Annotated in this window: 10 protein-coding genes; 8 read left to right on the forward strand and 2 right to left on the reverse strand. The window is 72.2% G+C overall.

What is annotated here, in order from left to right; genetic code table 11:
* Positions 1 to 128: 128 nt before the first annotated feature.
* The 5 genes from IPT68_RS28215 (at position 129) to IPT68_RS28235 (ending at position 7550) form a co-directional block, all read left to right on the forward strand.
* A complete protein-coding gene (locus tag IPT68_RS28215; protein WP_189698661.1) occupies positions 129 to 920 on the forward strand; it encodes an ATP-binding cassette domain-containing protein in 792 nt (263 codons plus the stop codon).
* The gene (locus tag IPT68_RS28220; RefSeq protein WP_189698662.1) at positions 917 to 2212 is read left to right on the forward strand and encodes a sugar ABC transporter permease; all 1296 of its coding nucleotides are present in this window, start codon (positions 917 to 919) and stop codon (positions 2210 to 2212) included. The genes IPT68_RS28215 and IPT68_RS28220 overlap by 4 nt, the downstream gene beginning before the upstream one ends.
* Positions 2213 to 2402: 190 nt before the next feature.
* On the forward strand, positions 2403 to 4325 hold the full coding sequence (dxs, locus tag IPT68_RS28225) for a 1-deoxy-D-xylulose-5-phosphate synthase (RefSeq protein WP_189698663.1): 1923 nt from the start codon (positions 2403 to 2405) through the stop codon (positions 4323 to 4325).
* Positions 4326 to 4479: 154 nt separating this feature from the next.
* Positions 4480 to 6003 (forward strand): amino acid permease, encoded by a 1524-nt coding sequence (locus IPT68_RS28230; protein ID WP_189698664.1) that lies wholly within the window; start codon positions 4480 to 4482, stop codon positions 6001 to 6003.
* A 74-nt stretch (positions 6004 to 6077) separates the two neighbouring features.
* Positions 6078 to 7550, forward strand: a complete 1473-nt coding sequence (locus tag IPT68_RS28235) for an ArnT family glycosyltransferase (protein WP_189698665.1) — start codon at positions 6078 to 6080, stop codon at positions 7548 to 7550.
* A 129-nt stretch (positions 7551 to 7679) separates the two neighbouring features.
* Here IPT68_RS28235 and IPT68_RS28240 read toward each other — a convergent pair whose 3' ends face one another.
* Positions 7680 to 8045, reverse strand: coding sequence for a PIN domain-containing protein (locus tag IPT68_RS28240; RefSeq protein WP_189698666.1), 366 nt, complete (start codon positions 8043 to 8045; stop codon positions 7680 to 7682).
* A 68-nt stretch (positions 8046 to 8113) separates the two neighbouring features.
* Here IPT68_RS28240 and IPT68_RS28245 point away from each other — a divergent pair, with 68 nt between their 5' ends.
* Both IPT68_RS28245 and IPT68_RS28250 read left to right on the forward strand, forming a co-directional pair.
* Positions 8114 to 9145 (forward strand): hypothetical protein, encoded by a 1032-nt coding sequence (locus IPT68_RS28245; RefSeq protein WP_228040616.1) that lies wholly within the window; start codon positions 8114 to 8116, stop codon positions 9143 to 9145.
* Positions 9146 to 9300: 155 nt separating this feature from the next.
* On the forward strand, positions 9301 to 10428 hold the full coding sequence (locus IPT68_RS28250; protein WP_189698667.1) for a hypothetical protein: 1128 nt from the start codon (positions 9301 to 9303) through the stop codon (positions 10426 to 10428).
* Positions 10429 to 11301: 873 nt separating this feature from the next.
* Here the strand turns inward: IPT68_RS28250 and IPT68_RS28255 are convergent.
* Positions 11302 to 12396 (reverse strand): LCP family protein, encoded by a 1095-nt coding sequence (locus tag IPT68_RS28255; RefSeq protein WP_189698668.1) that lies wholly within the window; start codon positions 12394 to 12396, stop codon positions 11302 to 11304.
* A 350-nt stretch (positions 12397 to 12746) separates the two neighbouring features.
* Between IPT68_RS28255 and IPT68_RS28260 the strand changes: the two genes are divergently transcribed.
* Positions 12747 to 14378, forward strand: a complete 1632-nt coding sequence (locus IPT68_RS28260) for a stealth family protein (RefSeq protein WP_189698669.1) — start codon at positions 12747 to 12749, stop codon at positions 14376 to 14378.
* Positions 14379 to 14386 lie beyond the last annotated feature (8 nt).

A 14386-nucleotide genomic window follows, 5' to 3' on the forward strand; every position in this document is an offset into this window, starting at 1 on the left:
ACGGCCGTACCGAAGGCTCCGCCGGCGCCCCGTGGTCACACACAGCCCCGCAAGCTCGTCCCGGGGCGCCGGACGGAACATCCCCCCAGTCTTTGCACAACCTCCCGCCGGGTCAGGCGGCGAAGGAGATGGTTCACGTGTCCGCTACGCCCGTGCTGGCGTTGCGCGGGGTCTCCAAGCGGTTCGGTGCCGTTCAGGCGCTCACCGACGTAGAGCTTGAAGTCCACGCCGGTGAGGTGGTCGCCCTGGTCGGCGACAACGGCGCCGGAAAGTCCACGCTGGTCAAGACGATCGCCGGCGTGCACCCCATCGATGAAGGCGTCATCGAATGGGAAGGCAAGGCCGTTTCGATCAACAGGCCGCACGACGCCCAGGCCCTGGGCATCGCGACCGTCTACCAGGACCTCGCGCTGTGCGACAACATCGACGTCGTCGGCAACCTCTTCCTCGGCCGTGAGCTGAAGAAGTGGGGCGTCCTCGACGAGGTCGAGATGGAGCGCCGCTCGCGCGAGCTGCTGCAGACCCTCTCGATCCGCATCCCGAGTGTGCGCATCCCGATCGCCTCGCTCTCCGGCGGTCAGCGCCAGACCGTGGCCATCGCGCGCTCGATGCTCGGTGAGCCCAAGCTCGTCATCCTCGACGAGCCGACCGCCGCCCTCGGCGTCGAGCAGACCGCCCAGGTCCTCGACCTGGTGGAGCGGCTGCGGGAACGCGGCCACGCCGTGATCCTGATCAGCCACAACATGGCCGACGTCAAGGCCGTGGCCGACAAGGTGGCCGTGCTGCGCCTCGGCCGCAACAACGGCGTCTTCGAGGTCAAGACGACCTCGCAGGAGGAGATCATCTCCGCCATCACCGGCGCCACCGACAATGCCGTGACCCGCCGTGCGGCGCGCACGAACGGGGAGGTTTCCCAGTGAGCATCGACAAGACCTCCACGCCGGCGGCGGGCGAAACCGCCGTCGAGAACCCCGAGGCGGCCGCCGCAGCGGTGACCGCGGTCGACCCCCGCCTGCTGGTGCGCGAGCAGGGCCTCGCCGGTTACCTCGGCGAGTTCAAGCGCAAGATGAAGGCGGGTGAGCTGGGGTCCATCCCGGTCGTCATCGGCCTGATCGTCATCTGCGTCGTCTTCCAGAGCCTGAACTCCGCGTTCCTGTCCGCGCAGAACATCAGTGACATCACCGTCACGATGGTCGGCACCGGCATGATCTCGGTCGGCATCGTCTTCGTGCTGCTGCTCGGCGAGATCGACCTGTCCGTCGGCTCGGTCAGCGGCGCCTCCAGCGCCATCGCGGCCGTGCTCGCGGTCAACCAGGGCTGGCCGGAGTGGGCGGCGGTGCTCTTCGCCGTCGTCGCGGGTGCCGCCATCGGTGCCGCGCACGGCTTCTTCTTCGCGGTGCTCGGCGCCCCGGCGTTCGCCGTCACGCTGGCCGGTCTGCTCTTCTGGCTGGGCTTCATGCTCCAGACGCTGGGCGAGAACGGCACGATCAACCTCGACAGCGAAGGCTTCATCGGCAAGCTGACGACGTACTTCTTCACGGACGTCGCCGCCGCCTACGGCCTGGCGGCCGTGGTGACCGCGGTCTTCTTCATCACCTCGTTCCTCGGCAACCGGCGCCGTGAGGCGGCGGGCGTCCCGTCGCGGCCGATGAGCGACACGCTGCTGCGCACCGGGCTGCTCGCGGTGGTCTCGTTCGCCGCGGCGTTCATGTACAACGAGTACAAGGGCCTGCCGCTCGCGACGGTGATCTTCCTGGTGTTCCTCGTCGGCACGGACTTCGTGCTGCGCCGGACCTCCTACGGCCGCAAGGTGTTCGCGCTCGGCGGCAGCGTCGAGGCGTCGCGGCGTGCGGGCATCAACGTCACCGCGGTCCGCATCTCCGTGTTCGCGATCTCCGGCGGGTTCGCGGCGATCGGCGGCCTCTTCCTGGCCTCGAAGATCGCCTCCGCCAACCAGAGCGCCGGTACCGGCGACCTGCTGATGAACGCGATCGCGGCGGCCGTGATCGGTGGCACCAGCCTCTTCGGTGGCCGGGGCCGCACCTGGAACGCCCTGCTCGGTGTGCTGGTGATCGTCTCGATCCAGTACGGCCTCCAGCTGGAGTCCATCGCCGAGCCGGTGAAGTACATGATCACCGCGGGTGTCCTGCTGACGACGGTGGTCATCGACTCCATCACCCGCAAGACCCAGAAGACGGCCGGTCGCGCCTAGCCGCACCGTCCGCATCCGTGCCCGGCACCCCTGGGGTGCCGGGCACAGCCATGTCGTAGGACAGTCCTTCGCTGGGTAGAGCGGAACGCGTGACGTATGACGCACCACCCTGGCAACGGGGGCCGGGGCGGAACATTAGACTCGACTGGCCCGGCAACAGCTCGAACAGCTCTACTGCAAGGAGGCACGGGTGCCGCTGCTGACCCGCATCACGGGACCGCGCGATCTGGACCGGCTCAGCCTGGAGGAGCTGGACCAGCTGGCAGGCGAGATCCGGACCTTTCTCGTCGACGCGGTCTCCAAGACCGGCGGCCACCTCGGCCCCAACCTCGGCGTCGTCGAGCTGACCATCGCCCTGCACCGGGTCTTCCACTCGCCGAAGGACAAGGTGCTGTGGGACACCGGCCACCAGTCCTACGTGCACAAGCTGCTCACCGGCCGGCAGGACTTCTCCCGGCTGAAGATGAAGGGCGGCCTGTCCGGCTACCCCTCGCAGGCCGAGTCCGAGCACGACGTCATCGAGAACAGCCACGCCTCCACGGTCCTCGGCTGGGCCGACGGCCTGGCGAAGGCCAACCAGCTGCGCGAACGCGACGACCACGTGGTCGCCGTGATCGGTGACGGCGCCCTCACCGGCGGCATGGCCTGGGAGGCGCTGAACAACATCGCCGACGCCAAGGACCGCCCCCTCGTCATCGTGGTCAACGACAACGAGCGCTCCTACGCCCCCACGATCGGCGGCCTCGCCAACCACCTCGCGACCCTGCGCACCACGGACGGGTACGAGCGGTTCCTGGCGCGCACCAAGGAGGTCCTGGAGCGCACCCCGGTCGTCGGCCGGCCGCTCTACGACACCCTGCACGGCGCCAAGAAGGGGCTGAAGGACTTCATCGCGCCGCAGGGCATGTTCGAGGACCTCGGCCTGAAGTACGTCGGCCCCATCGACGGCCACGACATCGAGGCCCTGGAGTCCGCGCTCTCCCGCGCCAAGCGCTTCGGCGGGCCCGTCATCGTGCACTGCCTCACCGAGAAGGGCCGCGGCTACCAGCCCGCCCTCCAGGACGAGGCCGACCGCTTCCACGCCGTCGGCAAGATCCACCCCGACACGGGCCTGCCCATCGCCTCCTCCGGCGCCGACTGGACCTCCGTCTTCGGCGACGAGATGGTCGAGCTCGGCAAGGAGCGCGAGGACATCGTCGCCATCACGGCCGCGATGCTCCAGCCGGTCGGCCTGGACCGGTTCGCGAAGGTCTTCCCGGAGCGGGTCTACGACGTCGGCATCGCCGAGCAGCACGGCGCCGTCTCCGCCGCGGGCCTCGCCGCCGGCGGACTGCACCCCGTCTTCGCCGTGTACGCCACCTTCCTCAACCGCGCCTTCGACCAGGTGCTGATGGACGTCGCCCTGCACAAGTGCGGGGTGACCTTCGTGCTGGACCGGGCCGGCATCACCGGCACCGACGGCGCCTCCCACAACGGCATGTGGGACATGTCGATCCTCCAGGTCGTCCCGGGCCTGAGGCTCGCCGCCCCGCGCGACGCCGAGCAGGTGCGCGCCCAGCTGCGCGAGGCCGTCGCCGTCGACGACGCGCCGACCGTGGTGCGCTTCTCCAAGGGCGCCGTCGGCCCCGCCGTGCCCGCCGTGGGCCGGATCGGCGGCATGGACGTGCTCCGCGAGCCCGGCACTACCACCCCGGACGTGCTGCTCGTCTCGGTGGGCGCCCTCGCGCCGATGTGCCTGGAGATCGCCGCGCTCCTCGACAAGCAGGGCATCTCCACCACCGTCGTCGACCCGCGCTGGGTCAAGCCCGTCGACGAGGCCATGGCCCCGCTCGCCGAGCGGCACCGCGTGGTCGTCACCGTCGAGGACAACTCCCGCGTCGGCGGCGTCGGATCGGCCGTCGCCCAGGCCCTGCGGGACGCGGGCGTCGACGTACCGCTGCGCGACTTCGGCATCCCGCCGCGGTTCCTCGACCACGCCTCCCGCGCGGAGGTCATGGCGGAGATCGGGCTGACGGCCCCGGACATCGCCCGTCAGGTCACCGGCCTGGTCTCCCGGCTCGACGGACGCTACGAGCGGACGGCCGCCGACGAGATCGAGGCCGCGCGCGACTGACTCCGGCGCGCCCGCGCGAGCGGCTGAACGGGCCGGTCCCACCACTGTCAAGAGTGGTGGGACCGGCCCGTTCGCGTGAGACGGCTCGCTGTGGGGCATACGGACTACGCCCCCTCTCGATCATGTCGGGGACGACAAGCGTGGGAGGTACCCCGTGAGCAGCACCCTCTTTCGAACGAAGAAGGTCGAGCAGTCCATCCTCGACACCGAGGAGCCCGAGCACGCGCTCAGGAAATCCCTGTCCGCCCTCGACCTGACGGTCTTCGGCGTCGGTGTGATCATCGGCACCGGCATCTTCGTGCTCACCGGCGCGGTCGCGAAGAACAACGCCGGACCGGCCGTGGCACTGGCCTTCGTGGTCTCCGGCGTCGTCTGCGCCCTCGCCGCGCTGTGCTACGCCGAGTTCGCCTCGACCGTCCCCGTGGCCGGCTCCGCGTACACCTTCTCGTACGCCTCCCTGGGCGAGCTGCCCGCCTGGATCATCGGCTGGGACCTCGTCCTGGAGTTCGCGCTCGGCACGGCGGTGGTGGCCGTCGGCTGGTCGGGGTACATCGCCTCGCTGCTGGACAACGCGGGCTGGCAACTGCCCGAGGCCCTCGGGACCCGCGAGGGCGCCGACGGCTTCGGCTTCGACATCCTCGCCGCCGCCCTGGTGCTGGTGCTCACCGCCATCCTCGTGGTCGGCATGAAGCTTTCCGCGCGGGTCACCTCCGTCGTCGTCGCCATCAAGGTGACCGTCGTCCTCGTCGTGATCATCGCGGGCGCCTTCTTCATCACCGCCGGCAACTACGACCCGTTCGTCCCCGAACCGCAACCGGTGGAGGCGGGCCGGAGTCTGGACGCGCCGCTCATCCAGCTGATGTTCGGCTGGGCGCCGTCCAACTTCGGCGTGATGGGCATCTTCACCGCCGCCTCGGTCGTGTTCTTCGCCTTCATCGGCTTCGACATCGTGGCCACCGCCGCCGAGGAGACCAAGAACCCGCAGCGCGACATGCCCCGCGGCATCCTCGGCTCGCTGTTGATCTGCACCGTGCTCTACGTCCTCGTGTCGATCGTCGTCACCGGCATGCAGCACTACAGCGAACTGTCCGTGGACGCCCCGCTCGCCGACGCGTTCAAGGCCACCGGGCACCCCTGGTTCGCGGGCTTCATCAGCTTCGGCGCCGCCGTCGGCCTGACCACCGTCTGCATGATCCTGCTGCTCGGCCAGACCCGCGTCTTCTTCGCGATGAGCCGCGACGGGCTGCTGCCGCGCTTCTTCTCCCGCGTCCACCCGCGGTTCAAGACCCCGCACCGGCCGACCATCCTGCTCGGCGTGCTCATCGCCGTCCTCGCGGGTTTCACGCCCCTTCAGGAACTCGCCGCGCTGGTCAACATCGGCACCCTGTTCGCCTTCGTGATCGTCGCCATCAGCGTGATCATCCTGCGCCGCACCCGGCCCGACCTGCACCGCGCCTTCCGCACCCCCTGGGTGCCCGTGCTGCCGATCGTGTCCGTCCTGGCCTCGCTGTGGCTGATGCTGAACCTGCCCGCGGAGACCTGGGTCCGCTTCGCCGTCTGGATGGCCATCGGCATCGTCGTCTACTTCCTCTACGGCCGCTCCCACAGCCGCCTCGGCCGTCAGCAGGAGACCACGGTCAAGGATGTCACCCGCCCCCACCGCGGCGACAACGGGTGACCAACCTGTTCTGAGCACCCGGCCTCGTATGTCCCGTTTCCGTGGGACATGCGAGGCCGGATAGCGTACGGCCCATGCGCGCCGAGCCCTTCGCCCCACCACGTTCCGTAGTCGCACCGGGGACGGCGCACGGCTACTGGACCCGGCTGCTGCCCCTGCTGGCCGCCCTGGCCTGCCTCACCCGCGTCCCCTCCTTCGTCCGCCCGTTGTGGAACCCCGACGAGGGCTACCTCGCCGTACAGGCGCGCATACTGGCGCACGGCGGGGAGCTCTACGAGACGGTCGTGGACCGCAAGCCGCCGCTGGTGCCGTGGCTGTACGAGGGGGCGTTCGCCCTGGCCGGGTCCGAGTCGCTCGTCTCCGTGCGGGTGCTTGCGGTGCTCGCGCACCTGCTCACCGCGGTCCTGCTCGCCTCGCTCGCACGGCGCCGGTGGGGCGACCGCGCGGGCCGCACCGCCGGGGTGCTGTACCTGCTGGTGTCCGTCGGGCTCAACCCCGAGGACGCGCAGGCCGCCGGCTTCGAGGTGTTCATGCTGCCGTGCACGGCCGCCGCGATGTGGTGCGCGGACCGGCGGCGCTGGGGCGCGGCGGGCGTGGCCGTCGCCGGGGCCTTCCTCGCCAAGCAGACCGGGGCGGCCGTACTGCTGCCGGTGATCTGGCTGTACGTCCGTACCGGCGGCGGCTCGCGGGGCGGGCTGCTGCGGCTCGCGGCGGGGGCCGTCGTGCCGGTGCTGTGCGCGGCGCTGGTCACGGACCCGGCGGGCTTCCTGTTCTGGACGGTGACCGGATCGGCCGCGTACGCCTCCTTCACCGGCTCCGAACTCCACGTCCTGGGCCGTGCGCTGGCCAACACCGCGCTCCTCGCGGTCGGCTGCGCGGGGCTGCTGCCGCCGGTGGTGCGGGCGCTGCGCGTCGGCCGCGGCGGGGCGGGGGAGTTGTGGCTGTGGTCGGCCGCGTCGGCCGGGGCGGTGGTGGCCGGCTTCCACTTCTTCGGCCACTACTACCTGCAACTCCTGCCGCCACTGGCGCTCTTGGCGACGGCGGCCTTACGGGTCCTGCCGCGCGAGCACCTGGTGACCGCCGTGCTCACCTCGGCCCTGTGCTGCGGCCTCTTCGTCGCCTGGGGACTGTTCGCCCCACGTCCCGAACTCGCCCACGCCCAGCGCCTGGCGGAGGCCACGGCCCGCCGCACCGGTCCGGACGACCGGGTCCTCGTCTGGGGCATGCACCCGGAGACGTACTGGCTCGCCGACCGCACCCCGGCCAGCCGCTACCTCACCGCCGGCCTCCTCACCAACTACAGCGGCGGACGCAACGGCCCCCAGGTCGGCGAGAAGTACGGCGTCAGGGGCGCCTGGCCGACCTTCCGCACGGAACTCGCCGCCCACGCCCCGGCCCTGATCGTGGACGACTCCCGCGGCAAGCCGTTCGCACCGGAGCGGGTGCCGAGTCTGCGCAAGATGCTGATGGCGGAGTACGAGGTGGTGGGGGAGGTGGACGGCGCGGTGCTGTACGCCAGGGTGGTCGGCGGTGCAGGCCGGCCTTAGGTTCCCGAGGTCCGGCAGCGCACCCTTGTTCGGCGGCGCACCCCCCGGGGGGGGCGGGACACCGCGCGGCCGGCCACGACGGCGCCGCGGGCGGCCGACGGCCCAGTCGCGGCACTCCCGGCGGAGCGCTCAGCGGCGTACCGTCCGCGGCCCCGCCACCTCCGCGCCGAGTTCCGTCACCCGGCGCCTGAGTTCGCGGTCGGCCGTGACCACCAGGCAGGGGCGGTCGCCCGCCTCGCCGACCAGTTCCACCATGCGGTCGTCGCCGCTGCCGGGTGCCGCGTCCACGCGTACGCCCGGCACGGACTCGACCCCGCGGGCCGCGCCCTCCACCACCAGGACGATGTCCACCGGCCCCGCGTGCCCCGGCAGTCCGTCCGCCGCCAGCAGGTCGCGCAGGCGCTCGGCCGCGCCGTGCCGGTCGCGCCACCAGCCGTCGGGCACCGATCCGACCACGTTGGCGGCGTCGACGATGACCAGGAGCGGGGCAGTCATGACACCCAGGGTCGCACGAGCCGCCGAACGGAACCGGGGGGATGCCCGATTAAAGTAGGAGCGTGTCAATGGTCCCTGCGGTGAACGGCGACTGGCTGATACGAGGCCGAGACGGGCGGCTCGGCGCCTACACGCCGACCCCGGGAGGCGAGGCCGTCCACTGCCGGGCGGAGCGCCGTCCGGGCGGCGCCTGGCTGCCGTTGCGCAAGGTCGGCGGTGAGCAGCGACTGCTGCCCGGTCTCGCGGTCGGCCGGGGGGCCGACGGCTACGCGCACCTCGTGGCCTGGCGGCCCACCCCCGGCGACGAGGCGGGCCTCGTGCACTCCACGCACTTCCGTCCGCACCTGGCCCCGCTGGACTGGCTGCCGATCGGCCACCCCAACAAGAAGGGCGAGCGGACCGGGACGCCCGCCGTGGCCGTGGACGCCGAAGGGCGCGCCCACCTCTTCGTCCGCAACCGCGGCAAGGGCGTCCAGACCACCAACCAGAAGGAGCGCGGCGGCTGGAACGGCTGGCACGACCTGAAGGGCTCCCGCGTGGACGAGGAACTCGTCGCCGTCACGGGGGAGTCCGGCCGGGTCGAGGTGTACGCCACCAACCCCGACGGCATCCTGCGCTGGTACCAGCGGGAGCCCGGCGCCCGCCCGGTCGCCGCCGACCCGCTGCCGGTACGGGTGGCGCCGGGTTCGCTGAGCGCGCTGCCCACCTCCAAGGAGTACACGACCCTGTTCTTCGCGGACCGCGAGGGCACGCTGCACGCCTGGCGTCCGGGCGGCGACCCGATCGCGCTGATCGCCGCGGCCGGGCCGGGTCCGGTGGCGGTGCTGCGCTGTGCGCTCGACGGCCACGACTGCACGGTGCTCGCCCAGCGTTCGTCCTCCGGGCGGGTGGCCTTCGCGGCGTATCCGACCGAGCAGGAGGCGGCGGGCCTGTGGTGGACCGAGTCCGGGCCCCGGTTGCCCGCAGACTCGCGGGTCGCGCTCGCGGAGGACGCCGCGGGCCGTGTCGTCGCCGCGTCGGTCACACCGGACGGCGAACTACGGCTGACGCGGCAGAAGGACGAGCCGGGGCTGGCGCTGGCGGCCTGGCAGGTGGTCTGAGAGCCCCGGCGTCCGGGCGGGAGGGCGTACACGCCGTCGCCATGCCCTGTTCACCGAACACTCATCCTATGATGGGCCAGCTCGGCCTCCCGTACACAGGTTCGGGATGGGGCAGGTCAGCCGCGCCGAGGGTCAGGGAAAGGGCAGGTCACGTCATGCGGACCGGATCCGGGCGCGGCGCCGTCCGAGGCAGAACCAGAGCGGCCGTCGGCGCCGACGAGACCGGCGGCGCCCGCCACGCGGCACAGTACACCCCGTCCGGCCGGTGGCTCGTCCTCGGCAAGGACGGTCGGCTGACCGCCTACGCCCGCACCGACGCGGGGCTGCTGCGCTGGACCGAGGCGCGGCCGGGCGGCCCGGCCTGGACCGGGCCCGACTTCTTCCCGATACCCGGCCTCACCCATCTGTCGGTGACTCAGGGAGCCGACAGCTATGTGCACTTCCTCGGGCGGCGCGAGGTCCGCAAGGGCGACGGGCCGCCCGTCGTCGACGTCGTGCACGCCCTCCAGTACCAGACCGGCAGGCCGGTCACCGAGTGGCGGTCGCTGGGCAATCCGCACCCGGACCCGGAGAAGGCCGCCCGCTTCGGCGTGCCCGTCGCCGCGGTCAGCGCCTCGGGCCGGGTGTACGTCTTCGCGCGCAACGCCGGCGGCGGAGTGATGCTGCGCCGGGAGGCCCCCACGGGCAAGTGGGAGGCGTGGCGCGACCTCAAGGGCAGCCGGGTGCGGGACGGGCTCGCCGTGGTCGCGCACGCCTCCGGGCGCATCGAGCTGCTGGCCGGCGGCGAGCAGGACGCCATGTGGTGGCGGCAGTCCGAGGCCGACGGCGCCTTCGGCCAGGAGCCGAACATCCCGCTGCGGGTGGCGCCGGGCACGGCGTCGGCGCTGGAGACCGGCCCGGACCGGGCGACGTACTTCTGGGCCGACCCGACGGGCGGCGGGCTGATCGCCCACCGGCCCGGCGGCTGGGCGATCCCCCTCGGCGGCGCCCCGGCCGGCGACCCCGTGACGGCGCTGCGCGCGGTGCTCGACGGCTACGACTGCACCGTGCTGGCCCACCGCGACCTCGACGGGAACGTCGTGCTCGCCGCGTACGGCACGGAGAACGAGCAGGCGGGCCTGTGGTGGTCCGCCACGGGTGAGCGCAGCGCCGGCGCCCCGGCGCTGGCGCTCGACGGCCACGGCCGGGTGGTCCTGGCCACACTGGGCCACGACGGCGCCCTGCACGTGGCCCGCCAGACCGCCGAAGCGGGGCTGTCGCTCGCACCGTCGGTGCGCATCTGAGAGCTGAGCACAGACGCGCGACGACCGAGGCGCCCGGACGGCCACGGCTCCCTCACCTGCCGGCGGGCAGCTACGGCCACTGGGCTCTTCTTGACCCCGGGTGTGGGGTCCGGGCATTTCCTGGCCCGCCCGGCCATGCGGTCATGGGCACCCGTGTTCTCACCTTCGGTGTAAGGCCCGGGCGCCCCGGCTTATCCACGCCCGCGAGTGATGTTCCCCAGGCACACTCGGCTCCTCGCCCGCCCGACGATGCGGCCGGAGTCGCCGGGCTCCTCACCCCGGGTGTGGGGCCGGGCACGTTGGCTTCCTGGACCGCCCGCTGATGCCGCCACGGGCACCGGGCTTCACCCCTGGTGTGCGGATGCGGGCGCGCCGGAAACCTCATTCGCCCGGCCATGCGGCCATAGGCGCCGGTGCTCTCGCCTCCCCGGCGACATGGCCTCGGCGCACCCGTCCTCCTCGCCCCCGGTGACGTGCCGGGGATGGAGGCAGGCCCCTCACCCCGGTGACGTGCCCGGGCAGACGCAGGCCCCTCACCCCCGGTGACGTGCCCGGGCAGACGCAGGCCCCTCACCCCGGTGACGTGCCGGGGGCGGAGGCAGGCCCCCTCACCCCTGGTGACGTGCCGGGGGCAGACGCAGGCCCCTCACCCCCGGTGACATGCCCGGGCAGACGCAAGCCCCTCACCCCCGGTGACATGCCGGGGGCGGAGGCAGGCCCCCTCGCCCCCGGTGACGTGCCGGGGGCAGACGCAGGCCCCTCACCCCTGGTGACGTGCCGGGGGCAGACGCAGGCCCCTCACCCCTGGTGACGTGCCGGGGGCAGACGCAGGCCCCTCACCCCTGGTGACGTGCTCGGGTGGAGGCAGGACCCTCACCCCCCGGCGGCGGGTGACTTCTTCGCGGACTCCGGGATCTCCTCGTCCTCGCGCACGGCCTTCCACAGCCGGTCCGCCTGCGGCTGGGCCGCGACCACCCGGTTGGGGTCCTGGGTGTCGTACCGTACCGGCAGCATGATCGTCTCCATGGTCGACGGGTCGACACCGTTCATGCTGCGGCCGAACTCGGCGAGCGCGGTGAGGGAGGCGAGACCCGAGTCGGTGGTGAGGGACTCGGTCAGCGTGTCGGCGATGCGGTACGTCTTGGTGGGGCTGCCCAGCAGGTCCTGCTTCTTGATCTCGGAGAGCAGCGCGACCAGGAACTGCTGCTGGAGCCCGATCCGCCCGAGGTCGCTGCCGTCGCCGACGCCGTGCCGGGTCCGGACGAACTGCAGGGCCTGCGTGCCGTCCAGCCGGTGTGTGCCCGCGCTCAGGTCGAGTCCGCTGGCGCTGTCGTGGATGTCCTTCTCCACGGTGACCGGCACACCGCCGATCGCGTCCACCAGCCCCTTGAAGCCCGCGAAGTCGATCTCCACGAAGTGGTCCATGCGGACGCCCGACATCTCCTCGACCGTCTTCACCACGCAGGCCGGACCACCCTGCGCGTACACGGAGTTGAACATTACGCGCTGCGCCGAGGGCAGCGCGGAGCCGTCCCTGCCGGTGCACTCGGGCCGGGTGACGAGCGTGTCACGGGGGATGCTGACGGCGACCGCCTCCCGCCGGCCCTCGGGTATGTGCAGCACCAGCGCGGTGTCGGAGCGGGCGCCGGAGACCTCGCCGCCGCCCAGCCCGGAGTTGGCGCCCGAGCGGGAGTCGGAGCCCAGCACCAGCAGGTTCTGCCCCGACGTGGGCAGCTTCTCGGGCCGGTCGTCGCCGAGGGCCCGGTCGAGGTCGACGCCCTCGATGTTGCCGTCGAGGTCGCGGTAGAGCCAGTAGCCGGTGCCGCCCGCGGCCAGCACGACGACGACCAGGCCGAGCAGGACCCAGCGCCACACGTGGCGGCGTCTGCTGGTCGGTCGCGCGGCGCGGCGACCCGACGGCGCGCGCCTCGATCCGCGGGGGCCCGTCGTGGTCGGGGCGTGGGTCATGCCTGGGTCCTCTCTGACTGAGTGGCTAGAACGGGGAGGCCCATGCCTCCGTCACTCAATGGATGTCTGACGTTCAATGAACGCTCATGGTTGTGTGTGTTTTGTTTCATGAGTGATTGCAGTTGACAGCTGTCAACGCGCTTGGTGATGATGTGCCCGGCCTGTGAAGGTTGAATAATTGGTGTGAATTACCCGTCGGTCAGGTGACCGACGGGTGACGTGGTCGCGGAATCGAGCCGGGGGGCACGAGGGCGAGCGGCCACCTGTGCTCACCTCGTCCGCGGACGAGGTGAGGAAAGAGGGAGGGTGGCTGTGCTGCTGCGTGCGTCGGCCGGTCGGGGGGCGGCTGCGTGACCGCCGTCTCCGAACACGCCGTCCAGCAGGTTCCCGGCGCGGGCGGCGGCCGTGTGCCGTCCGGGCCCGCCGCGGCACCGCGCCCGGCCGAGCCCTCCGCCACCACGCTCACCGCGGAGCACGGCGACGTCTACGTCGAGCCGGGCCTGACCCCGCTGGGCGCCCGTGAGGCCAACCGCTCCGCGCTCGCCGCGCTCCTGGACACCGCCGGCATCGCTCACTTCGCGGTGCGCGGGACCTCCGACCACGGCACGGTCGTCGCCGTCGCCGAGGAGGACCGCGAGCGGGTCCTGGCCGCGGTGTTCCGCGGGCTGAGCCAGTACCCGGGCCACCTCGGGGTCGTCGACCCGGACGCGCCCCGGCCCGCCCGGCCGGTGTCCTCCCGCGACCCCAGGGCCTGGCGCGAGGTGTCCGCCGCGCGCGTGCTCCAGGCCAGCTGGTCCCGCACCGACCCCGACCGCCATCTGCTGCTCGGTCACGAGTACGGCTGCGCGATCGAGTTCTGGCAGCGGCACGGCACCCACCTGGTCGCGCCCCGCGCCAACCGCGCGACCTGGGCGGTCGCCGCCGAAGGCGGCAACGTCCTGGGCGCCGCCCGGCTGTTCAGCCGGTTCGTGTCGGACTGGACCCCGCGCCACCTGGCGCCCGCGCTGGCCACCCGCCCCGAGTTCCTGGTGCACTGCGCTGACGACATCGCCTTCCCCGTCGACGCCGTCTACACCTGGGTCGACGGCAACGACCCCGCGTGGCAGCGGCGCAAGGCGCAGGCCAAGGGCGAGGTCTACCACGCCGAGTCGGCCAGCGACGCCCGCTTCATCAGCCGGGACGAACTGCGCTACTCGGTGCGCTCGCTGCATCTGTTCGCGCCCTGGATCCGCAACGTCCACATCGTCACCGACGACCAGGTCCCGGAGTGGCTCGTCGAGGGTCTGCCAGGGTGCCGCATCGCCACGCACCGCGAGATCTTCCGCAACCCGGACGACCTGCCGACGTTCAACTCGCACTCGATCGAGAGCCAGCTGCACCACATCGACGGGCTCGCCGAGCACTTCCTGTACTTCAACGACGACATGTTCATCGGGCGCCCGGTGGCCCCGCACGCCTTCTTCACCCCCAGTGGGACGGCCCGGTACTTCCCCTCCCGCAACCGCATCCCGCAAGGCCCGGTGGCACCCACCGACAGCCCCGTCGACGCGGCCTGCAAGAACAACCGGGCGCTCCTGGAGGAACGTTTCGGCAGGGTGATCACCCAGCCCATGGAGCACATCCCGTACGCCCTGCGCCGCTCGGCGATGGAGGACGCCGAGCGGGACTTCCCCGAGGCCTGGGCGCGCACCTCGGCCAGCCGGTTCCGGGCGATGACCGACCTGTCGCCCACCTCGTCGTTCGCGCTCTACTACGCGGCGCTCACCGGCCGGGCCCAGCCGGGCTCGATGCCCTTCACCTACCTCCAGCTCGCCGTCCCCGACCTCGCCGACCGGCTCGGACGGCTGCTCGACGGGCGGGACCAGGACTCCTTCTGCCTCAACGACGCCTTCTCCACACCGGAGGACATCGAGGCGCAGCAGGAGTTGCTGGACGGTTTCCTCAACGCCTACTTCCCGACGCCGAGTCCGTACGAGCGGTGAGCTCCGGT

Source organism: Streptomyces chromofuscus (assembly GCF_015160875.1).
Lineage (GTDB): Bacteria > Actinomycetota > Actinomycetes > Streptomycetales > Streptomycetaceae > Streptomyces > Streptomyces chromofuscus.

Coding starts and splice junctions, on each gene's coding strand:
- IPT68_RS28215 (WP_189698661.1), top strand. CDS start 129: ATGGTTCACGTGTCCGCTACGCCCGTGCTGGCGTTGCGCGGGGTCTCC.
- IPT68_RS28250 (WP_189698667.1), top strand. CDS start 9,301: ATGCGGACCGGATCCGGGCGCGGCGCCGTCCGAGGCAGAACCAGAGCG.
- IPT68_RS28240 (WP_189698666.1), bottom strand. CDS start 8,045: ATGACTGCCCCGCTCCTGGTCATCGTCGACGCCGCCAACGTGGTCGGA.
- IPT68_RS28245 (WP_228040616.1), top strand. CDS start 8,114: ATGGTCCCTGCGGTGAACGGCGACTGGCTGATACGAGGCCGAGACGGG.
- IPT68_RS28255 (WP_189698668.1), bottom strand. CDS start 12,396: ATGACCCACGCCCCGACCACGACGGGCCCCCGCGGATCGAGGCGCGCG.
- IPT68_RS28235 (WP_189698665.1), top strand. CDS start 6,078: ATGCGCGCCGAGCCCTTCGCCCCACCACGTTCCGTAGTCGCACCGGGG.